The sequence below is a fragment of the Nocardia sp. CA-145437 genome (assembly GCF_050956485.1).
Classification (GTDB): Bacteria; Actinomycetota; Actinomycetes; order Mycobacteriales; family Mycobacteriaceae; genus Nocardia.
Map to the genome: position 1 here is coordinate 3,109,962 of NZ_CP191204.1, position 20,662 is coordinate 3,130,623.

At 68.5% G+C, this 20,662-nt stretch carries 17 protein-coding genes; 13 read left to right on the plus strand and 4 right to left on the minus strand.

All coding sequences use genetic code 11. The features are described from left to right. The first annotated feature begins 5 nt into the window (after window positions 1-5). From ACQPYY_RS14410 to ACQPYY_RS14430, 5 genes are all read left to right on the plus strand, one after another. Window positions 6-1,022 (plus strand): Rv2578c family radical SAM protein, encoded by a 1,017-nt coding sequence (locus tag ACQPYY_RS14410; protein ID WP_387309153.1) that lies wholly within the window; start codon window positions 6-8, stop codon window positions 1,020-1,022. Between the two features lie 108 nt (window positions 1,023-1,130). Next, the gene (locus ACQPYY_RS14415; RefSeq protein WP_433594111.1) at window positions 1,131-3,098 is read left to right on the plus strand and encodes a 2-oxoacid:acceptor oxidoreductase subunit alpha; all 1,968 of its coding nucleotides are present in this window, start codon (window positions 1,131-1,133) and stop codon (window positions 3,096-3,098) included. Further along, window positions 3,098-4,177, plus strand: coding sequence for a 2-oxoacid:ferredoxin oxidoreductase subunit beta (locus tag ACQPYY_RS14420; RefSeq protein WP_433594112.1), 1,080 nt, complete (start codon window positions 3,098-3,100; stop codon window positions 4,175-4,177). The genes ACQPYY_RS14415 and ACQPYY_RS14420 overlap by 1 nt, the downstream gene beginning before the upstream one ends. A 237-nt stretch (window positions 4,178-4,414) precedes the next feature. After that, window positions 4,415-4,966, plus strand: coding sequence for a hypothetical protein (locus ACQPYY_RS14425; RefSeq protein WP_433594113.1), 552 nt, complete (start codon window positions 4,415-4,417; stop codon window positions 4,964-4,966). Then, entirely contained in the window at window positions 4,963-5,646 is a 684-nt protein-coding gene (locus tag ACQPYY_RS14430) for a hypothetical protein (protein WP_433594114.1), read from the plus strand. The genes ACQPYY_RS14425 and ACQPYY_RS14430 overlap by 4 nt, the downstream gene beginning before the upstream one ends. 35 nt (window positions 5,647-5,681) lie before the next feature. Here ACQPYY_RS14430 and ACQPYY_RS14435 read toward each other — a convergent pair whose 3' ends face one another. Both ACQPYY_RS14435 and ypfJ read right to left on the minus strand, forming a co-directional pair. Beyond that, window positions 5,682-6,221, minus strand: coding sequence for a hypothetical protein (locus ACQPYY_RS14435; protein ID WP_433594115.1), 540 nt, complete (start codon window positions 6,219-6,221; stop codon window positions 5,682-5,684). A gap of 547 nt (window positions 6,222-6,768) precedes the next feature. Further along, on the minus strand, window positions 6,769-7,689 hold the full coding sequence (ypfJ, locus tag ACQPYY_RS14440; RefSeq protein ID WP_433594116.1) for a KPN_02809 family neutral zinc metallopeptidase: 921 nt from the start codon (window positions 7,687-7,689) through the stop codon (window positions 6,769-6,771). Between the two features lie 120 nt (window positions 7,690-7,809). Between ypfJ and aspS the strand changes: the two genes are divergently transcribed. Further along, a complete protein-coding gene (gene aspS / locus ACQPYY_RS14445) occupies window positions 7,810-9,603 on the plus strand; it encodes an aspartate--tRNA ligase (protein WP_433594651.1) in 1,794 nt (597 codons plus the stop codon). A 78-nt stretch (window positions 9,604-9,681) separates the two neighbouring features. Here the strand turns inward: aspS and ACQPYY_RS14450 are convergent, their stop codons facing one another. Next, window positions 9,682-10,737: a hypothetical protein gene (locus ACQPYY_RS14450; protein ID WP_433594117.1), complete on the minus strand. Its 1,056-nt coding sequence runs from the start codon at window positions 10,735-10,737 to the stop codon at window positions 9,682-9,684. Window positions 10,738-10,933: 196 nt separating this feature from the next. Here ACQPYY_RS14450 and ACQPYY_RS14455 point away from each other — a divergent pair, with 196 nt between their 5' ends. Next, on the plus strand, window positions 10,934-12,103 hold the full coding sequence (locus ACQPYY_RS14455; protein WP_433594118.1) for a phosphotransferase family protein: 1,170 nt from the start codon (window positions 10,934-10,936) through the stop codon (window positions 12,101-12,103). A gap of 108 nt (window positions 12,104-12,211) precedes the next feature. Continuing rightward, window positions 12,212-13,570 carry a replication-associated recombination protein A gene (locus ACQPYY_RS14460; protein WP_379097736.1) on the plus strand — a complete coding sequence of 453 codons (1,359 nt, stop codon included), beginning with the start codon at window positions 12,212-12,214 and terminating at the stop codon, window positions 13,568-13,570. A 110-nt stretch (window positions 13,571-13,680) separates the two neighbouring features. Here ACQPYY_RS14460 and ACQPYY_RS14465 read toward each other — a convergent pair whose 3' ends face one another. Beyond that, complete coding sequence (locus ACQPYY_RS14465) at window positions 13,681-14,340, minus strand: CatB-related O-acetyltransferase (RefSeq protein WP_433594119.1); 660 nt, start codon at window positions 14,338-14,340, stop codon at window positions 13,681-13,683. A gap of 71 nt (window positions 14,341-14,411) precedes the next feature. On the opposite strand from ACQPYY_RS14465, the gene alaS reads away from it, so the two are divergent. The 5 genes from alaS (at window position 14,412) to ACQPYY_RS14490 (ending at window position 20,621) form a co-directional block, all read left to right on the plus strand. After that, window positions 14,412-17,078, plus strand: a complete 2,667-nt coding sequence (gene alaS / locus ACQPYY_RS14470) for an alanine--tRNA ligase (RefSeq protein ID WP_433594120.1) — start codon at window positions 14,412-14,414, stop codon at window positions 17,076-17,078. A gap of 120 nt (window positions 17,079-17,198) precedes the next feature. Further along, entirely contained in the window at window positions 17,199-17,723 is a 525-nt protein-coding gene (gene ruvX / locus ACQPYY_RS14475; protein WP_357083428.1) for a Holliday junction resolvase RuvX, read from the plus strand. Next, the gene (locus ACQPYY_RS14480) at window positions 17,720-19,219 is read left to right on the plus strand and encodes an endolytic transglycosylase MltG (protein ID WP_433594121.1); all 1,500 of its coding nucleotides are present in this window, start codon (window positions 17,720-17,722) and stop codon (window positions 19,217-19,219) included. The genes ruvX and ACQPYY_RS14480 overlap by 4 nt, the downstream gene beginning before the upstream one ends. Next, a complete protein-coding gene (locus tag ACQPYY_RS14485) occupies window positions 19,194-20,018 on the plus strand; it encodes a shikimate dehydrogenase (RefSeq protein WP_433594122.1) in 825 nt (274 codons plus the stop codon). Before ACQPYY_RS14480 ends, ACQPYY_RS14485 begins: the two co-directional genes overlap by 26 nt. A 132-nt stretch (window positions 20,019-20,150) precedes the next feature. After that, window positions 20,151-20,621, plus strand: a complete 471-nt coding sequence (locus ACQPYY_RS14490) for a B-4DMT family transporter (protein WP_433594123.1) — start codon at window positions 20,151-20,153, stop codon at window positions 20,619-20,621. The last annotated feature ends 41 nt before the right edge of the window (window positions 20,622-20,662 follow it).

The following is a 20,662-nucleotide window of genomic DNA, read 5'->3' on the forward strand; positions in this document are numbered from 1 at the left end:
GGGTGGTGCGTTGGCAAAGGCAAACCCTCGGCGCCGATGACGGCGCGCTCCCCGGGCTCGAACGTGCGGGTTTCGTACGCAGCGTACAGACACCCGAGTTCGAGGGCATCACGTTCCACGAGGTGCTCTGCAAGAGTGCGCTGAACCGGGTGCCCGACAGTGGCACCCTCCCGTTCAGCTGGACCATCAACCCCATGCGCGGATGCTCGCACGCGTGCCGCTACTGCTTCGCCCGCGGCACGCACGAGTACCTCGATCTCGACGCGGGCGCCGATTTCGACTCCCAGATCGTGGTCAAGACCAATGTCGTCCCGATCCTGCGGCGTGAACTGCACAAGCGGTCCTGGCGGCGCGAACACGTCGCGCTGGGCACCAATACCGATCCGTATCAGCGCGCCGAGGGCCGCTACCGGCTGATGCCGGGCATCATCACCGCGCTCGCCGAATCCGGGACCGGATTCTCCATCCTCACCAAGGGCACCCTGCTGCGGCGGGATCTGCCGCTGCTGGTCGAGGCCGCCGGTCAGGTGCCGGTGGAGCTCGCGGTGTCGATCGCCATCCTGGACGAGGAACTGCATCGCGGGCTCGAGCCCGGCACGCCGTCGCCGCGGGCGCGGCTGGAACTGGTGCGCGCCCTGTCGGATGCCGGATTCGCCGTGAATGTCATGGTAGCCCCGGTTATTCCGTATCTGACCGACTCCCAGGCGCATCTGGACGCGCTCTTCGCCGCCATCGCCGAGGCCGGGGCGGCCCGGGTCACGGCGTTCCCCATGCATCTACGCGGTTCCACCCGCGGCTGGTTCCTGGCCTGGCTGGCCGAGGCTCACCCGGCGCTGCTGCGCCGCTACCGGCAACTGTATGGTCGTGGAACTTCGGTGACACCGGAGTATTCTGCGTGGCTACGCGGCCGCATCGAGCCGCTGCTGGAGAAACACCGTTTGAACCGTGATCGACCGGCCGAGCCCGAGGTTCGCGCCGTCGAATCGCACACGCCCGACCCGCAGTTGGCGTTGTTCGCCTGACAGCGGTTCTTTTGATCGAAACCATTGCGCTTCACGGGTGTGTCGCGAATATTGCGGAGTAGTTTGGCGTTGGTACCTCACATCTGACGAGGGAAGTGATGCACGCGCATGGTTTCGCAGCATGACGACGACTCTGTGGTGACCGGAAATGGGGCCGGCACAGGGAAATTGGCGGTCGAGAAACTGGAACGGGTCGTCATCCGCTTCGCGGGCGACTCCGGTGACGGCATGCAGCTCACCGGTGACCGGTTCACGCACGAGGCCGCCGCATTCGGCAATGATCTTGCCACCCAACCGAATTTCCCCGCCGAGATCCGCGCACCCCAGGGCACGCTGCCCGGCGTGTCGTCGTTTCAGATCCAGATCGCGGACTACGACATCCTGACCGCCGGTGACCAGCCCGATGTGCTGGTCGCGATGAATCCCGCTGCGCTGAAGGCGAATCTGGAGGATTTGGCGCGCGGGGCGACGGTGATCGTCAATACGGACGAATTCACCAAACGCGCCCTGGCCAAGGTCGGGTACGCCGGGGATCCGCTCACCGATGACACCTTGACCGATTTCGTGGTGCACCGGGTGCCGATGACATCCTTGACGCTCGGCGCAACCGAACCGACCGGTGTGGGTAAAAAGGATGGGCAGCGCGCGAAGAATATGTTCGCGCTCGGCTTGCTGTCCTGGATGTACGGGCGGCCGATCGGCGGCACCGAACAGTTCATGCGGGAGAAATTCGCCGCCACCCCCGATGTCGCCGAAGCAAATATCCTCGCATTCCGGGCAGGATGGAATTACGGCGAAACCACCGAGGCGTTCGCCACCACCTACGAGGTGGCCCCCGCGACGCTCCCGGCCGGCACCTACCGGCAGATCACCGGCAATACCGCGCTCGCGTACGGCATCGTCACCGCCGGGCAGCTGTCCGGGCTGCCGGTCTTCCTCGGCACCTACCCGATCACCCCGGCCTCGGACATCCTGCACGAACTGAGCAAGCACAAGAACTTCGCCGTGACCACCTTCCAGGCCGAGGACGAGATCGCCGGAATCGGCGCGGCCCTGGGGGCCTCGCTGGGCGGGGCGCTCGGGGTGACCAGTACCTCCGGTCCCGGGCTGGCGCTCAAGAGCGAGACCATCGGCCTGGCCGTCATGACCGAACTGCCGCTGGTGATCATCGACGTGCAGCGCGGCGGCCCGTCCACCGGTCTGCCCACCAAGACCGAACAAGCCGATCTGCTGCAGGCGCTCTACGGGCGCAATGGCGAATCCCCGGTGCCCGTGGTCGCGCCGCGCTCGCCCGCGGACTGCTTCGACGCCGCCGTGGAGGCCGCCCGTATCGCCCTCACCTACCGGACACCGGTGCTGCTGCTGTCGGACGGATCGATCGCCAATGGCTCCGAGCCGTGGGCGATTCCGCGGGTCGAGCAGCTCGCCCCGATCGACCCGGCCTTCGAACCCGCGGGCGCGCAGGACGATTCGTTCCAGCCCTACGCGCGCGATCCCGAGACCCTGGCCCGGCCGCTGGCGGTGCCCGGCACCGCGGGCCGCGCGCACCGCATCGGCGGGCTCGAGAAGGCCGACGGCAGCGGCAATATCTCCTACGAACCGGCCAATCACGAACTCATGGTGCGATTGCGGCAGGCCAAGATCGACGGCATCGCCGTGCCCGACCTGGTGGTCGACGATCCGGGCGGCCGCGCCGAACTGCTGCTCATCGGGTGGGGCAGCTCCTACGGCCCGATCGGCGAGGCCTGCCGGCGGGCGCGGCGGCGCGGGGTGCCGGTGGCGCAGGCGCACCTGCGGCATCTGAATCCCTTCCCGCCCAACCTCGGTGCGGTGCTGCGCCGCTACCGCACCGTGGTCTGCCCGGAGATGAACGGCGGCCAGCTGGCCATGCTGCTGCGCGCCCGCTACCTGGTCGACGTGCAGCCGTGGACCAAGGTGGCCGGCACCGCCTTCCAAGCACAGGAACTGGTCGGCGTCATCGACGCGGCCCTGGACGGCTCCATCGCGGAGATGGAGCAGGACAAGGCCTTCGCCGCACGGGCGCGCGCGACCTACCGCACCCCAGGGAGCAAGTGATGACCATTGTCGAAAACCTGCTCGTGGGAACCGATCTGGGCCTCACCGGACTGTCCGGGGTGCCGCGGGCGGCGGGACCGCAGAAGGTCAAAGACTACACCTCCGATCAGGAGGTGCGCTGGTGCCCGGGCTGCGGCGACTACGTCATCCTCGCCACCGTGCGCGGCTTCCTGGCCGAGCTGGGTCTCGAGCGCGAGAACCTGATGTTCGTCTCCGGGATCGGCTGCTCGAGCCGGTTCCCGTACTACCTGGAGGCGTACGGGATCCACTCCATCCACGGCCGCGCCCCGGCCATCGCCACCGGGATGGCGGTCACCCGGCCCGACCTGTCGGTCTGGGTGGTGACCGGCGACGGTGACGCGCTCTCCATCGGCGGCAATCACCTCATCCACGCGCTGCGGCGCAATGTGAACATGACGATCCTGTTGTTCAACAACCGGATCTACGGCCTCACCAAGGGCCAGTACTCGCCGACCTCGGAGACCGGCAAGGTCACCAAGTCCACCCCGATGGGCTCCATCGACCATCCGTTCAACACGCTGTCGGTGGCGCTGGGCGCGGAAGCCACCTTCGCGGCCCGGGCCCTGGACTCCGACCGGGCCGGGCTCACCGAGGTGCTGCGGGCCGCCGCCGAACACCGCGGCACCGCGTTCGTGGAGATCCTGCAGGACTGCCCGATCTTCAACGACGGCTCCTTCGACGCGCTGCGCCGCGAGAACGCCGAATCACATCTGGTCCGGCTGCGGCACGGGCAGCCCATCCGCTTCGGCGCGGACAATGAATTCGCCGTGGTCCGTGACGGTTTCGGCCTGAAGGTGGCGCGCGCCGACAGCGTCGCCGAATCCGACATCGTGGTGCACGACGCCTACACCGACCAGCCCGAATACGCCTACGCCCTGTCGCGGCTGTCCGACCAGGACCTCACCCACGTGGTGACCGGCGTCTTCCGCAGCGTCACCCGCCCCACCTACGACGACGGCGTCCGCGCCCAGCTCGGCACCGCCGTCGAACGCAAACCGGTGAGCCCGAACTCCTTGCAGGAGTTGCTCACCGGCAACGAAACCTGGACGGTCGGCTGAGTTTCGCCTCCTAGCTCAACCAGTCTGTGGGTGAACACTATCGATCTGTTCGCCCACAGATTGCCGGCCGTTGAGGTCCAGGAGGCGAATGCTTGGCAGGTGACGTTGCTGCCCAATGGTTCGTCTTGACGTCGAGTGCGCCATGGCGTATCCGTACCTGAAGCTTTGAGTTGCAGAAATCAGATCCCAGCCGCGTAAGGCGGGGTCGGTCGGAAGTGCGGCCATGGGAGGGGACCGGTGAACACCGACGAATTGCGCAGTATCGAAGAGAAGCTCCGGGCAGCGATCATCAGGACACCACTTGAGTGGGTGCTGGATGAGGTCGACGCGGCAGTCGTAGCTGGTGTCCAGGAGGAGAAGGTCCTTCGGAGACGGCGGACCCGCAACCGTGACCGGTCGACGCCAGATCTTGAGGCCAACAGCTACGAGGTTGTGGATCGGTCGTCGGTTACCGGCGCTGAATACGCGGCTTCCAGACAACGTGGAACGCTTGTGATCACGACACGCCCGATGACCGACAGCGAACGGGTCGAGCATCTTCTTGAGGCGCTGCGGCGAGTTTTCGTTGAGTTGCCTGCGATTGAGTCCGAAGCACTGACGGTGCTGCAGACCGTGCCGAGTACTGAACCTGGAGTCCGCGGCGAGGTTGACGGAGTTGCCTTTGAGCCGGAAGAGGCGCCGAGGCAGCGACACCGGCGTCGCGACCTTTCGTCGCAGCCGCTCGCTGCATCCCGTCGAGAACGCCTTGATGGGCTCTTCGCGACTGTCACTGGGGAGGTCCGATCTTGACCGCCGTAGATCAGCTGATTGCCGAGATCAAGGCGCTGCTATCCACAGGTGCGATCTCGTACAACTCTGCTTCGGAAGGGTCTGATACATACGAGGGCTATATCTTCGCCTTGATCGTAAGTACTGCCAGCCGGCATGGAGCAACTGTTCGATACGAGGACGTCCATGGTGCAAAAGCCAACAAGTTGGTCTTTCGGACGAGTCCAGGTCAGCTCTACAGCACGACTCAGTCCTACACGCACGCGGTTGTTGAGTTCGATGGTGCGCCTCCACTCGAGGTACACCTCGGTGTCCGCGTGCAGGGTACTTCCGGTGTCCTGCATGAATGTGACGTTCTCGTGCTTTCCGCTGACGAAGCTGCGTTAAGTCGTGTCCAGCGGATGGCCCCACGTGGGACACACTGCATCCTTGTTGTTGAATGCAAGTACTACGCGGCGAGCAGCCTAGAAATTGGGCTTGCGCGCAACTTCGAGGGCCTTCGAGCTGATGTGCGGACGCAGCGGGAGATTTTTGTTTCAAATACGCGTTCCGCCAGCATCGTTCGCTACCTCGACGCACGCAACCGCGAGTTCGAAGGCAATGTTCTGCCGAAATCTCCGCAAGTCGGCTACCTGGAAGCAGAGATTCGGCGCACCTTCAAGAGTTACCTGAGCAAGCACACTCCGTCCGCGATCATCTAGTTCAGGCGTGTGACGGGATTGAGGGGTGCTCACGGCTACGCCGGAGCGAAGGCGTTCAGCAGGCGCTGGAACAGATCGTCGAAGCGCTTGCGGGACGCCTTCTGCTCGTCACTGAGGCCGTCGGCGATCTCCGGCGCGTACACGATCAGATGCAGATCCTGGTCACGGTGCTCGGGCATGTAATCGATGATCGAAGTGCCTTTGTCGGTGGCCTCCGGGGTCCCCATATCGGCGGTGACCAGCGCCTTCATCTCGGTCGCCGCCGCGGTCAGAACATCGGCGGGCACCGTCCCGTTCACCGGCTCCGCGGTGGGATCGGACCGCTTCACCGCGTGCCCGTCCGGCTGTACCTCGAGTGCGGGCCGCAGATCGGTCCGGGTCTGCCAGCCCGCGGGCAGGGCGGTCAGCGTGAACAGCGCCGGGGGAGCAGCCGCCGCCGGCCGCACTCCCGCGAATCCGCCCGCGCCCGTGAGCAACACCGCACACGCCGCCGCGGTCAGCGCGGCCCGCCACCCCCGCCGCCCACCCGCGATTCCCGCCCCGCCGAGTTGTCCCGCCACCCCTGCCGTTCCCATCGCATCCCTCCGAAGTTCCCAGGCGAGCGTGCACCCGCCGCCCGCAGATTGTTGCCCCGCGCCCATCCCGGCGCGGAGCGCCACGCCGACGCCGCACCGGAAGGAGTCACGGCTCGCGGGATTAGCCCGAATTCGCCCGTGGCGAGGTGCCCCCCGGTCGCGTCGGGCCGGTCCATCGAGTGGCCCACCGGCACACCGGCATCGGACGACCGCCATCGAGGGACCGCGACCTGCGGCGACACACCCCGTTCGCTCAGGTCAACGCCAGGGCATACATCCATGATCGACATCGGGAAGGGGGTGTGATCCGGGAGCGGGCATTGACCAGCACGGCCACCCGTCCGAGGTGGAGAACGGCACCCCGGCGCCGGTCGCCCGCCGTGGGTGCCGTCGGTCGAATACCCGGTGGGTGCTCGGCGGGATCGGAGGGATACCAGTTGGGTTCGGCCACCCCGCCGTGGGGTAGCGCCACGGAGGTGGGATCGGACAGGTGTGGAAATGACGAGGTCCCCGGCCGATTCGGACGGGGACCTCGGGTCGGGATGGGTCAGCGCAGGGCGGGCGGGTTGCCGAGATCCTGGGCGGAGTAGGTGTCGCAGGCCTTGACCTGGCCGGTCTTGTAGCCGGTGAGGAACCACTTCTGGCGTTCCACCGAGGAACCGTGGGTCCAGGCTTCGGGGTTGACGCGGCCGGTGGAGGCCTTCTGGATGCGGTCGTCGCCGACGGCGGAGGCGGCGGAGAGCGCGTCGCGAATGTCGTTGTCGGTCAGCGGCTTCAGGAAGGGCTGGCCGCCGCCGGGGGCGGGCAGCTTGTCGGCGTACGCGGCCCAGACGCCGGCGTAGCAGTCGGCCTGCAGCTCGGTGCGGACCGCGCCGGAGGTCGGGCCCTTGGGGTCGCGCTGGGCCTTGTTGATGTCGCCGAGCTGGTTCTGGATGTGGTGGCCGAACTCGTGGGCGACCACGTACTCCTGGGCCAGGGGGCCGCCGCTGGAGCCGAAGCGGTCGACCAGTTCCTGGAAGAAGCTGGTGTCGAAGTAGGCGGTCTGATCGGCGGGGCAGTAGAACGGGCCCACCGCCGAGGACGCGCGCCCGCAGGCGGTGTTCACCGCGCCGGAGAACAGCGTCACCTTCGGGGCGACGTATTTGCGGCCGGTCTGCTTGGGTAGCTCGGTGCCCCACACATTGTCCAGGCTCTGGACGGTGGCGATGACACGGCAGTCCACGTACTTGTTCGCGTCCGCGCCGGTCTTGCAGTGATCAGGGGTTGTGGCCGCGCCCGACTTGGCGTTCGAGTCCGCGCCGGTGAATTGGCCCAGAATGCTGCCCGGATCGCCGCCGAGCAGCAGGGACGCGATCAGGGCGATGATGCCCAGCGCGCCACCGCCGAGAGCCAGGCCGCCGCCCAGATCGGGTCCTCCGCCGCCGCTCACCCGGTTCGGGTCGATTTGCAGGCCCTCGTTGAAGGTCATGCGTATCACTCTGACACGGGCGAGCGGATATCGGTTTCCACTCGCCCCACGTGTCTCTCTACGATGGGTCTGCACCTGGTCACCCGCACCGGTGCTTCGAGTCCCGTCGAAAGGAATCCCGTGCTGCGCACCCACTTGGCTGGTTCGCTGCGAAGCGAGCACGCCGGTCAGACCGTCACCCTCACCGGCTGGGTGGCCCGGCGGCGAGACCACGGTGGCGTGATCTTCATCGATCTGCGTGATGCTTCGGGTGTGGCCCAGGCCGTCTTCCGTGAAGGCGAGCCCGCGGAGGCCGCCCACAAGCTGCGCAACGAGTTCGTCGTGAAGATCACCGGCGTGGTCGAGAACCGTCCCGAAGGCAGCGAGAACCCGAACCTGCCGACGGGCGCGATCGAGGTCAACGTGACCGCGCTCGAGGTGCTCAACGAGGCCGCGCCGCTGCCGTTCCAGCTCGACGACGAGCCGGGTGAGGAAGCCCGCCTCAAGTACCGCTACCTGGACCTGCGTCGCGAGGGTCCGGCGCACGCGATCCGCCTGCGCTCCAAGGTGAACTCCGCCGCCCGCGAGGTGCTGGCCAAGCACGCCTTCATCGAGGTCGAGACCCCGACCATGACCCGCTCCACCCCGGAGGGCGCGCGCGACTTCCTGGTTCCGGCCCGCCTGGCGCCCGGCAAGTTCTACGCCCTGCCGCAGTCGCCGCAGCTGTTCAAGCAGCTGCTCATGGTCGGCGGCATCGAGCGCTACTTCCAGATCGCGCGCTGCTACCGCGACGAGGACTTCCGCGCCGACCGTCAGCCGGAGTTCACCCAGCTCGACATCGAGATGAGCTTCGTCGAGCAGGAGGACGTCATCCTCCTCGCCGAGGACATCCTGACCGCGCTGTGGAAGCTGGTCGGCTACGAGATCCCGACCCCGATCCCGCACATGACCTACGCCGAGGCCATGCGCCGCTACGGCTCGGACAAGCCCGACCTGCGCTTCGAGGTCGAGATCACCGAGATGATGGAGTACTTCGAGGACACGTCCTTCCGCGTGTTCCAGGCTCCCTACGTCGGCGCGGTGGTCATGCCGGGCGGCGCCTCGCAGCCGCGTCGCCAGTTCGACGCCTGGCAGGAATGGGCCAAGCAGCGTGGCGCCAAGGGCCTGGCCTACATCACCTTCAACGAGGACGGCACCCTCGGCGGCCCGGTCGCCAAGAACCTGACCGACGCCGAGCGCGAGGGCCTGGCCAAGCAGGTCGGCGCCGAGCCGGGCGACTGTGTCTTCTTCGCCGCCGGTGAGCAGAAGTCGAGCCGGGCGCTGCTGGGCGCGGCGCGCGGCGAGATCGCCCGCAAGTGCGGTCTCATCGACGAGAACGCCTGGGCCTTCGTCTGGATCGTGGACGCCCCGATGTTCGAGCCGACCGCCGACGCCACCGCGAGCGGCGATGTGGCCCTGGGCTATTCGGCCTGGACCGCGGTGCACCACGCGTTCACCTCGCCCAAGCCCGAACACATGGCCACCTTCGACACCGATCCGGCGTCGGCGCTGGCCTACGCCTACGACATCGTCTGCAACGGCAACGAGATCGGCGGCGGCTCGGTCCGTATCCACCGCCGCGACGTGCAGGAGCGGGTGTTCCAGGTGATGGGCATCGGGGAGGAGGAGGCGCAGGAGAAGTTCGGCTTCCTGCTCGACGCCTTCTCCTACGGCGCCCCGCCCATGGGCGGCATCGCCTTCGGCTGGGACCGCATCACCGCGCTGCTGGCCGGGGTGGACTCGATCCGTGAGGTCATCGCGTTCCCGAAGTCGGGCGGCGGCGTCGACCCGCTGACCGACGCGCCGACCCCGATCACGCCGCAGCAGCGTCAGGAAGCGGGCCTCAACGCCAAGCTGGACGCGAACGGCAACCCGGTCAAGGACGAGGGCAAGTAGCCTCGACACGGAAATACGACGACGCCGCGCTGCCCGGGCAGCGCGGCGTCGTCGTTTGCCGACTCGGTCGGGCGGCGGTCAGTACACGACCAGCCGCCCGGTGAGGGTCCGGTAGGCGTAGGTGGTGGCGATCGCGGTCACCGGCCCGGCGATCAGCAGGCCCAGCCCGCAGAACAGCGTGCCGACCACCGTCATCAGCAGCACCGCCAGCGCCAGCAGCGACACGTGCAGGGCATTCGCGATCACCAGCCGCGCACTCGACTGGATCGCGGCGATCGGATTCTGGTCCTGATCGATCACGAAATGCAGCGCGAACATGCACAGCACCCCTACGATCACCGCCGGGAACAGGCACAGGATCGAGGCCAGGAAGCACGCCGCGAACACGATGAGGGCGGTGATGAGCACATTGCCGGCGTTCACGAATCCGAAGAAGGCCGGGAAATCGGGTGGGGTGCCGTCGGTCTCGTAGAGCGCGCCGCGGATCATGGCCGCCTGCAACAGCCACACCACCAGCGACGCCACCGCGAACAGCAGCACCACCGCCGACAGCGACTGGACGTCAATGATTCTCACCAGCAGGGTGACCAGCAGCCAGGCGATCAGGCCGATCAGCACCATGCCCACCCACGGAACGGGATTGAGCCGGAACCGATCCCACCCGTAGGTGAGGGCGCCGCCCACATCGAGGCGCTCGCGCGGCGGACTGTAGGACTGCTGCGGCACGGGCTCGGTGTCGGGGCCCGCGGCGGGCGGCGGTGTCGAGCCCGGCGGGAAGCCGCCCGGGGGAGGCGGATTGCCCGGCGCCATCGCGCCCGGCGGCAACTGCTGCGGCACGCCGCCGCCGACGCCGGGAGGCCCTTGGGGCGCGCCCGGCTGCGGGGCCAGGGCCGGCGGGGGCTCCACGGGCTCGCTGCCGTAGTGCGCCGCGCCGGGTCCGTCGAACTGCGGGTACCCGGCGAGACCGGGCAGCTGGTGGCGGGCGGGCCCGGGGCCAGGTTCGGCGGCGCCGGAAACCGGTGCGGGATCGGGGTTTTGGTGGTGTCCGGAGTGCGGTGGGTACTGTTCGCCGCCCCGGGCGACGGGACGGTCGCCGGAGGGGTCGTACGGTGCTGAGGGCGGCGTGCCAGTCATGGTCGCAAGCCTTTCACATTTCCCGGTTTACGGTGTGGCGCACAGCAGTTGATCCAAGAGACAACTAGACCCCGCTGGTTGTGTCAAGCAACCAGCGCCGCGTGGGCAAACCCTTCACAAAGACACGCCGTCCGACGCGCGAAAGGTTGTGCAACCGCTCGCTGAAAGTGACCTGGCGGGAGTACCTTGGGTTCCGATGACCGCACTATTGGCCGAACGCGCCGCCGAAGTCGTGTCCGCGGCACAACAGTTGCTCACAAAGCGAATGGGTGCTGCGGTAAAGCTGAGTGACCCCATGGAGCTCAGCGGCAGTGGTAGGACGACGGTCCTACGTGTCCGCGTAGCGGAGAACGCCTTCTCGCTCCCTCGCACACTCATTGTGAAGCAGGTAGCGGGTCCGGCGTCGGAGCGACGTACCGGCGGCATGGCGCCGGGTGTCGCCAGCATCGATTCCGCGTTCCTCCGCGAGGCGGTGTCGTACCAATTCACCACCGCCCTCGGTCGCGACCATCGCCCCGGCGCCTACCTATTGGGCTACAGCCTGCCCGGCCGCCTGCTCATTCTCAGCGACCTCGGCGAGAACCTGTCGCTCACCGCGGTCCTGCGGTCCGGCGTCGAACCCAACAAGCGCAACGCGCTCATGGCGTTCGCGCAGGCGCTGGGCCGCATGCACGCCGCGACCGTCGGCCGCGAAGCCGACTTCGTCGCCCTGCTCCGCCGCGTCGATGTGGTGCATCGGGTGGACGGCATCGCCCAGCAGGCCGAGTCCGCGGTCGCCGAGGTGCCGGTCATGCTGCAGCGCGAACTCGGCATCGAGGTGCCCGGCGAGATCGCCGAACGCATCGTGCGCGGCAACCGCCTGTTCTCGGCCGGACGCTACCGCGCGTTCAGCCCCTCGGACCTGTGCCCGGACAATGTCATCCTCAATGACGAGGGCGCCCGCTTCCTCGACTACGAGTGGGGCGGGTTCCGCGACGCCACCCTCGACATCGCCTACGCGCTGGTCTCGTTCCCGGGCTGCCTGTGCGATGTCGAGCTCTCCCGCGAACGCGCCCGCCAGATGGTGGAGGCGTGGCGGTCGGAAGTGGTGGCGGTCTGGCCGGCACTGGCCGACGACGCAGTGCTCGCCGAACGCATCCTCGAGGCCCGGCTCATCTGGGTGTGGCTGTCCACCTACTGGTTCCTGCCCGCCGACCACGCCCGCATCGCCGCCGCCCGCGAGCACGGCCTGTCGATTCCGCGGTCTGCCGCGCTGATCAACCGCTGGGCCGCCCTCGCCGAGGACGCACGCTGCACCGGCGACGACACCCTCGGCGACTTCGCCGAGCACGTCTCGGCCACCCTCGAGGAGCGCTGGGAGGAGTAGTCCTCCGCCTCGCACGACGAGGACCGATCCTCCCGTTCTTCCGGACCCCGTCCGCGCGGGTGCCGTGGGCGGGGGATTGTGTCGGAGCCGGTCGGTAGGGTCGTGCGGGTGAGTGATGGGCTCTTCGATGCGCCGGGCGCGCAGGCCGTGGCCGACGACTTCGACGCGAGCGCGGCGCGCATTCCCAGTGGCGACGACCGGTTCGCGCCGCTGGCCGTGCGCATGCGTCCGCGCACCCTCGACGAGGTGGTGGGTCAGCAGCATCTGCTCGGTCCCGGCTCGCCGCTGCGCCGGTTGATCGAGGGGTCGGGTGCGGCGTCGGTGCTGCTGTACGGTCCGCCCGGCACCGGCAAGACCACCCTCGCCTCGCTGCTCTCGCAGGCCACCGGCCGCCGGTTCGAGGCGTTGTCGGCGCTGTCGGCGGGCGTGAAGGAAGTGCGCGCGGTCATCGATCTGGCGCGGCGGCGGCTCACCGTCGGCGAGCAGACCGTGCTGTTCATCGACGAGGTGCACCGGTTCTCCAAGACCCAGCAGGACGCGCTGCTGGCGGCGGTGGAGAACCGGATCGTGCTGTTGGTCGCGGCGACCACCGAGAATCCGTCGTTCTCCGTGGTGTCGCCGCTGTTGTCGCGGTCGCTGGTGCTGCAACTGCAGTCGTTGACCGAGGCCGAGATCCGTCAGGTGCTGACCCGCGCCATCGCCGATCCGCGCGGGCTGGCGGGGGAGTACACGGTCACCGACGAGGCCCTCGACCACATCGTGCGAATCGCCGGCGGTGACGCGCGGCGCTCGCTGACCGCCCTCGAAGCCTCCGCCGAATCCTCCCTCGACGGCACTGTCGGCGTGGAACTGGTGGAGGCCAGCGTCGACAAGGCCGCGGTGCGCTACGACCGCTCCGGCGATCAGCACTACGACGTGATCAGCGCGTTCATCAAATCGCTGCGCGGTTCGGACGTGGACGCCGCGCTGCACTACCTGGCCCGCATGATCAGCGCCGGTGAGGATCCGCGATTCATCGCCCGCCGCTTGATGATCCAGGCCAGCGAGGAGGTCGGCATGGCCGACCCCACCGCGTTGCAGACCGCGGTCGCCGCCGCCCAGGTGGTCCAGCTGGTCGGTATGCCCGAGGCGCAATTGGCCTTGACCCAGGCCACGATTCACATCGCCACCGCCCCGAAATCGGGGTCGGTGGTCAAGGGCATCGGGGCGGCCATGGCCGACGTGCGCGCGGGCAAGGCGGGCGCGGTGCCCCCGCACCTGCGTGACGGCCACTACGCGGGCGCGGCCGCGCTCGGCAATGCCCAGGGGTACAAGTACCCGCACGATCACCCGGATGGTGTTCTCGGCCAGCAGTATCCGCCGGACGAACTGGTCGGCACCGACTACTACCACCCGACCGACCACGGCTACGAACGCGAAGTCGGCCCGCGCGTGACCAAGCTCCGCCGCATCGTCCGGGGCAGATAGCGCCCCGGGTGAGTATGCGTCGCGCGCCGAATTGCAGTGGATGCCACAAACGGTCGTGCGACGCGTCCCGAATACGTCTGCGCCGCAGGTCAGTCCATGAGCGGGTCGTCTCAGTCCATGAGCAGATCGTGGTGGCGGGCGATCCGTTCGATCTCGGCGGGGGCGCCGCCCATGATGTCGCGCACGTGCTCGGTGATCAGTTCGATCGGCCAGTTCCACCAGGACGCCCGCAGCAGCATGGCCACCTCCTCGTCGCTGAAGCGCTGCTTCACCACCTGCGCCGGATTGCCGCCGACGATCGAGTACGGCGGCACGTCGGCGGTGACGACCGCGCCGGTGGCGATGATCGCGCCGTCGCCGATCCGCACCCCCGGCATGATCAGGCTGTTGTAGCCGAACCACACGTCGTTGCCGACCACGGTGTCGCCCCGGGACGGGATCGAGGTGATGATGTCCATGGTCTCCTCGGCCCAGGTGCCGCCGAAGATCGTGAACGGGAAGGTCGAGACGCCCGCGGTGGGATGGTTGGCCCCGGCCATGATGAACCGGGTGTTGCTCGCGATGGCGCAGTATTTGCCGATGATCAACTTCTCGGGCCCGAACGCGTACAGCACGTTGTCGGTCTCGAAGGCCGTCGCCGCCACCGGATCGTCGAAGTAGCTGTAGTCGCCGACCTCGATGTTCGGCGAGGTGACGTGGGGTTTCAGGAAGACGGTCCGGTGCGCGTGGGGGAGCGGGAAGCGCTGGGATGGGTCGGGGATCACAGTCACCCAGGCGATGGTAGCTATCGCCCGGTGGTGGGTGGAAACTCCCTGGACTGGGAACGGTAGGCTGGATACCTGTGCAGACCCACGAGATTCGACGGCGCTTCCTGGAGCATTTCGTAAAGGCCGGACACGCCGAGGTACCCAGTGCCTCGCTGATCCTGGCCGACCCCAACCTGCTGTTCGTGAACGCGGGCATGGTCCAGTTCGTGCCGTACTTCCTCGGTCAGCAGACCCCGCCCTTCGACACCGCGACCAGCGTGCAGAAGTGCGTGCGCACCGGCGACATCGAGAACGTCGGCGTCACCACCCGCCACAACACCTTCTTCCAGATGGCGGGCAACTTCTCCTTCGGCGCCTACTTCAAGCGCGGCGCCATGGAACTGGCCTGGTCGCTGCTGACCGGCCCGGTCGAGGACGGCGGTTACGGTTTCGACCCCGAAAAGCTGTGGGTCACCGTCTATCTCGACGACGACGAGGCCGAGCAGATCTGGCGTGAGCTGGGCGTCCCGGACGAGCGCATCCAGCGCCGCGGCATGGCCGACAACTACTGGTCCATGGGCATCCCCGGCCCCTGCGGCCCGTGCTCGGAGATCTACTTCGACCGCGGCCCCGAGTACGGCGTCGAGGGCGGCCCCGAGGCCGACGAGGACCGCTACCTCGAGATCTGGAACCTCGTGTTCATGCAGAACGAGCGTGGCGAGGGACGCGGCAAGGACGACTTCGAGATTCTGGGCCCGCTGCCCAAGAAGAACATCGACACCGGCATGGGCATCGAGCGCGTCGCGTTCCTGCTGCAGGGTGTCGACAACGTCTACGAGACCGACCTGCTGCGCCCGATCATCGACAAGGCCGAGGAGCTGACCGGACGCTCCTACGGTGTCGAGCACGCCGACGACGTCCGCTTCCGCGTCATCGCCGACCACGCCCGCACCGCCGCCATGCTGATCGGCGACGGCGTCAACCCCGGTAACGACGGCCGCGGCTACGTGCTGCGCCGCCTGCTGCGCCGCATCGTGCGCTCGGCCCGCCTGCTGGGCGCCGATCAGCCGGTGATGGGCGAGTTCATCAAGGTCGTCGCCGACCTCATGTCGCCGTCCTACCCCGAGCTGCTCACCGACTTCCAGCGCATCGAGAACGTCGCCGTCGGTGAGGAGGCCGCCTTCCTCAAGACGCTGAGCACCGGCACCAAGCTCTTCGACGAGACCGTCGACGAGGTGAAGACCAAGGGCAGCAAGAAGATCAGCGGCACCGACGCCTTCACCCTGCACGACACCTACGGCTTCCCGATCGACCTGACCCTGGAGATGGCCGCCGAGGCCGGCCTGCAGGTCGACGAGGAGGGCTTCCGCTCGCTCATGGCCGAGCAGCGCAAGCGGGCCAAGGAGGACGCGCTCTCGCGCAAGCACGCGCACGCCGACCTCACCGTCTACAAGGAGTTCGTGGACCGCGGCGCGACCGAGTTCACCGGCTTCGACGAACTGGCCACCGAGGCCACCGTGCTCGCCCTGATCAAGGACGGCGTCCGGGTCCCGGTCGCCCAGGCCGGGCAGGACGTCGAGGTGATCCTGGACCGCAGCCCGCTCTACGCCGAGGCCGGCGGCCAGATCGCCGACCGCGGCTCGCTGAGCTCCTCGCACGGGCTCAAGGTGACGGTCAACGACGTGCAGAAGATCGCCAAGAAGGTGTGGGTGCACAAGTCCACCATCGAGGCCGGTCAGCTCACCGAGGGCGACACCGTGCTGGCGCAGGTCGACCCGACCTGGCGGCACGGCGCCACCCAGGGCCACTCCGGCACCCACATGGTGCACGCCGCGCTGCGACAGGTGCTGGGCCCCAACGCCGTTCAGGCCGGCTCGCTCAACAAGCCCGGCTACCTGCGTTTCGACTTCAACTGGCAGGGCGCGCTGACCGAGCAGCAGAAGGCCGACATCGAGGCGGTCTCCAACAGCGCGGTCGGCGACGACTTCCCGGTCAACACCTTCGTCACCGACCTGACCTCCGCCAAGAAGATGGGCGCCATGGCGCTGTTCGGCGAGAACTACGGCGACGAGGTGCGCGTGGTGGAGATCGGCGGACCGTTCTCCATGGAGCTGTGCGGTGGCACCCACGTGGCGCACTCCTCGCAGATCGGCCCGATCACCGTGCTCGGTGAGTCGTCGGTCGGTTCCGGTGTGCGCCGCGTCGAGGCCTTCGTCGGCCTGGACTCGTACAAGTACCTGGCCAAGGAGCGCGCGCTGCTGGCCGGTCTCGCCTCCTCGCTGAAGGTGCCCTCGGAAGAGGTGCCGGGCCGCGTCGAGCAGCTGGTCGAGCGGCTCAAGGTCGCCGAGAAGGAGCTCGAGCGCACCAAGATGGCCGCGGTGCTGTCCAGCGCCGGCACCTTCGTGGAGCAGGCGCAGCGGGTCGGCAAGGTGCTGCTGGTCGCGGCCGCCGCCCCGGCCGGGGTGGGCGCGGGCGATCTGCGCACCCTGGTGCAGGACATCAAGGGCCGCTTCGGTTCCGAGCCCGCCATCGTGGTGCTGCTCGGCAATGCCGACGGCAAGGTGCCGTTCGTGGCCGCGGTCACCAAGGCCGCCCAGGATCTCGGCATCAAGGCCGGGGACCTGGTGTCCGCCTTCGGTCCCGCGATCTCGGGCCGCGGTGGCGGCAAGCCGGAGATGGCGCAGGGCGCCGGCTCCGATCCGTCGGGCATCGAGGCGGGTCTGGCCGCCCTGCGGTCGCGGGTCGCCGAGCTCGCCGGGTAGATGGACGACTCCGACACATCGCGGCCGGAGCCGGGGACAGCACGGCCGGAGCCGGCCACATCGCGGACTGATTCGGGAGATTCCTCCGGATTTGCCCGGACGCCCACCGAGGCGTCCGGGGTGTCCGCGGACGGGCGCGGCTTCGCGTCCGAGCGGCCCAGTGTCGAGGCCGATCCGGGGCGTGGCCGCCGCATCGGCATCGACGTGGGATCGGTCCGGATCGGTGTCGCCTCCAGCGATCCCGACGGTCTGCTCGCCACCCCGGTCGAAACCGTGCCGAAGGCCAAGAAGGTCGCGCCCGGAACACTCGCGCCCGACCTGTCCAGAATTGCCGAGATTGTGCGGGAGTACGAGGCGGTCGAGGTGATCGTCGGCTTGCCGCGCACCTTACGCGGAGAAAGCGGCGCGTCGGCTAAGCTGGCGGCCACCTTCGCGGGACGTTTGCGGAACCTCATCGCGCCTGTGCCGGTGCGACTTTCCGACGAACGGTTGACTACGGTGTCTGCTGCACGTGCGTTGCGAGACAGTGGAGTTCGCGCACGCGGGCAGCGGCAGGTCATCGATCAGGCCGCCGCCGTGTCGATCCTGCAAGGATGGTTGGACGAACGGAGTGCCCTATTGAAGCCGCGTGGTGAGGACGCATGACCGACCGCTGGACGCGGGCCGAGGAACGCTACCGGCAGAACGCCGAACGGCGTTATCGCCGCGACGATCTCGATTGGTCCGAGGCGGACGATTACGAGGACGACACCACCGTCATCCCGCGCTACGAGGACGAGCTCTACGAGGGTGAGCCCTACGCGGGCGAGGAATTCGACGGCAATGCCCCGCTCGACCCCGAACCCCCGCGCCGCAGCGCTCCCCAGCGCACCGAGCGCGGACGGGCCGAGCGCGGCCGCCGCACCGAGCGGCCCGGCCGTGCGGGTGCGAAAGCGGGCGGTGGCCGGGGCCAGCGGCCCAAGCGTTCCCGGATGGCGTCGCGGAAAGCCGCCGAGCGCAAGCGCCGTCGCCGCAACCTGTTCGTCATCGCGGGCGTGTTCGCGGTCCTGTTCGTCGGCGCGGTCGGCTTCGCGGGCTGGAAGTTCCTGGGCAAGCTGAGCGGTCCCGAGGACTTCTCCGGACCCCAGGGCCCGCTGGCGATCATCCAGATCAAGCCCGGCGACACCGCCACCCAGATCGCGGACACCATGGCCGACAAGGGTGTGGTGGCCAGCAGCGGCGCGTTCTACGAAGCGGCCGTGCGCAATACCAACATGAACTCCATCCAGCCCGGGTACTACGCCATCCCCAGCCACAGCAAGGGCGCCGAAGCGGTGACCGCGCTGTTCGGCAAGGACGCCCGGGTCGGCAATGTGGTCATCTCCGAGGGCCGCCAGCTGCACGACTCCAGCGACGTCAACACCGGCGCCCGCAAGGACGGCATCTACCGCAAGATCGCGGAGGCCAGCTGCGTCGGCGCCGGCAGCGCCGCCAAGTGCGTCACCTACGAGCAGCTCGACCAGGCCGGGTCCACGGGTGATCCGATGGCGCTGGGGGTTCCGACGTGGGCGCTGGAACGGGTCAAGACCGTGCCGGACCGCTCACGTCAGCTCGAGGGCCTGATCGCCGGCGGCACCCTGGATTTCGATCCGACCGCGGGCCCGCAGGACATTCTCAAGCAACTGGTGACCGCGAGCGCGAGCAGTTACGAGGCGTCCGGGCTCATGCAGTCCGGCGCGGCCAACGGCCTGAGCGCCTACGACACGCTCATCGCGGCGTCGCTGGTGGAGCGTGAGGCGCTGCCGCAGGACATGTCGAAGGTGGCGCGGGTCATCGTGAACCGGCTCGCCGTGCAGCAGCCACTGCAGTTCGACTCCACCGTCAACTACGCGCTCGACAAGACCGAGGTCGCCACCACCGACTCCGACCGCGCGCACAAGACCCCGTGGAACACCTACGCCATGCCCGGCTTGCCCGCGACGCCGATCTCGGCGCCGTCGCTGGGGGCCATGCGCGCCATGGAGAATCCCGCGCCCGGCCCGTGGCTGTACTTCGTCACCATCGACAAGCAGGGCACCACGTTGTTCACGGAGAACTACAACGAGCACCTGCGCAATATCGAAAAGGCCAGGCAGAGTGGAATTCTCGACAGTGGACGGTAAGCGCAGGGCCGCCGTGCTCGGCAGCCCGATCGCCCACTCCCGTTCGCCGCAACTGCATCTGGCCGCCTACCGGGCGCTGGGCCTGGACTGGACCTACGAGCGCATCGAGTGCACCGGCGAGCAATTGCCCGGACTGGTCGACGGACTCGGCCCCGAATGGGTGGGCCTGTCGGTGACCATGCCCGGCAAGGTCGCCGCGCTCGGGTACGCCGACGAGCGCACCGAACGCGCGGAACTGGTCGGATCGGCGAACACGCTGGTGCGCACCGACTCCGGCTGGCGCGCCGACTGCACCGACGTGGACGGCGTGCGCGGCGCGCTGGAAGGCGCGGGCGTGCAGGAGATCTCGCGTGCCCTGGTGCTCGGCGCGGGCGGCACCGCCCGGCCCGCGCTGCTCGCGCTGGCCGATCTGGGCGCGCACACGGTCACCATCGTGGCCCGCGACCGCGGCCGCGCCGCCGAAACCCTGGAATTGGCCGAGCAATTGGGCATGTCGGCCGAGATCCTCGGCTTCGACCCCGAGGGCCTGCTGTTCGTCTGCTCCGACGTCGACGCCGTCGTCAGCACCGTGCCCGCGGAAGCGGCGGCGGCCGTGGCGGATTCGGTGGCCGCGGCGCCGGTGGTGCTCGACGCCATCTACAACCCGTGGCCCACCCCGCTCGCCGCGGCGGTGGAACGGGCGGGCCACACCGTGGTGAGCGGCCTCGAGATGCTGCTGAACCAGGCCTACGGCCAGGTCGAGCAGTTCACCGGCAAGCCCGCTCCGCGCGCGGAGATGGCGGCGGCGCTGCGGGAGTGATCCCGCGGCTCGGCTCGACCGCCGCCGCGTGTCGGCCCCGGATGGGTGCTGACGGCCCGGTCGGCTATGGTTCTGTAACAAGTTTCAGTTCATTCGGTTCGGCCGGACGGCCGCGCGGGTTAAGGTGATCACATGAATGCGTGGGTGTTGCGCGCCGTGGGCTTGGGGGCGCTGACCGTTGTGCTGGAGACGCTGCTCGGAGTGGGCATGCGGTACTGGCCGACCGCGGGTGTGTGGATGCGCATCCTGGCTCTGATCGTCCTGGTCGGCGCCGTGGTGATGTGGGGCCTGCTCGACGGCCGCGCCGACCGGCGCGCCAACCCGGATCCCGAGCACGGGACCGACCTCACCATGCGCTGGCTGAAGGCGGCGCTGGCCGCGGGTGTGGGCTCCCAGCTGGTGGCCTGGATCCTCGACTTCGTCCCGGGCTTCGATCTCGGCGACCAGGGCCTGGTCTTCAACGTCACCTCGGCCGCCGCGTTCATCGTGCTGCTGATCTTCATCCCGAGCATGCTCGGCGTGGTGCTCGGCCGCTGGCTGGTCGGCCGCGAGGGCACGAAGTCGGCCCCCGCCGCGCCGACCCAGGAGCCGGTCAGCGCCTGACGCTCCCGCTGAACTCGACCCCGCGCCACATTCCTTGTGGC

Bases quoted from the DNA above. Each gene is read 5' to 3' on its own strand.
- ACQPYY_RS14415 (WP_433594111.1), top strand. From the start codon at position 1,131: ATGGTTTCGCAGCATGACGACGACTCTGTGGTGACCGGAAATGGGGCC.
- ACQPYY_RS14420 (WP_433594112.1), top strand. From the start codon at position 3,098: ATGACCATTGTCGAAAACCTGCTCGTGGGAACCGATCTGGGCCTCACC.
- ACQPYY_RS14435 (WP_433594115.1), bottom strand. From the start codon at position 6,221: ATGGGAACGGCAGGGGTGGCGGGACAACTCGGCGGGGCGGGAATCGCG.
- ypfJ (WP_433594116.1), bottom strand. From the start codon at position 7,689: ATGACCTTCAACGAGGGCCTGCAAATCGACCCGAACCGGGTGAGCGGC.
- ACQPYY_RS14450 (WP_433594117.1), bottom strand. From the start codon at position 10,737: ATGACTGGCACGCCGCCCTCAGCACCGTACGACCCCTCCGGCGACCGT.
- ACQPYY_RS14455 (WP_433594118.1), top strand. From the start codon at position 10,934: ATGACCGCACTATTGGCCGAACGCGCCGCCGAAGTCGTGTCCGCGGCA.
- ACQPYY_RS14480 (WP_433594121.1), top strand. From the start codon at position 17,720: ATGACCGACCGCTGGACGCGGGCCGAGGAACGCTACCGGCAGAACGCC.
- ACQPYY_RS14490 (WP_433594123.1), top strand. From the start codon at position 20,151: ATGAATGCGTGGGTGTTGCGCGCCGTGGGCTTGGGGGCGCTGACCGTT.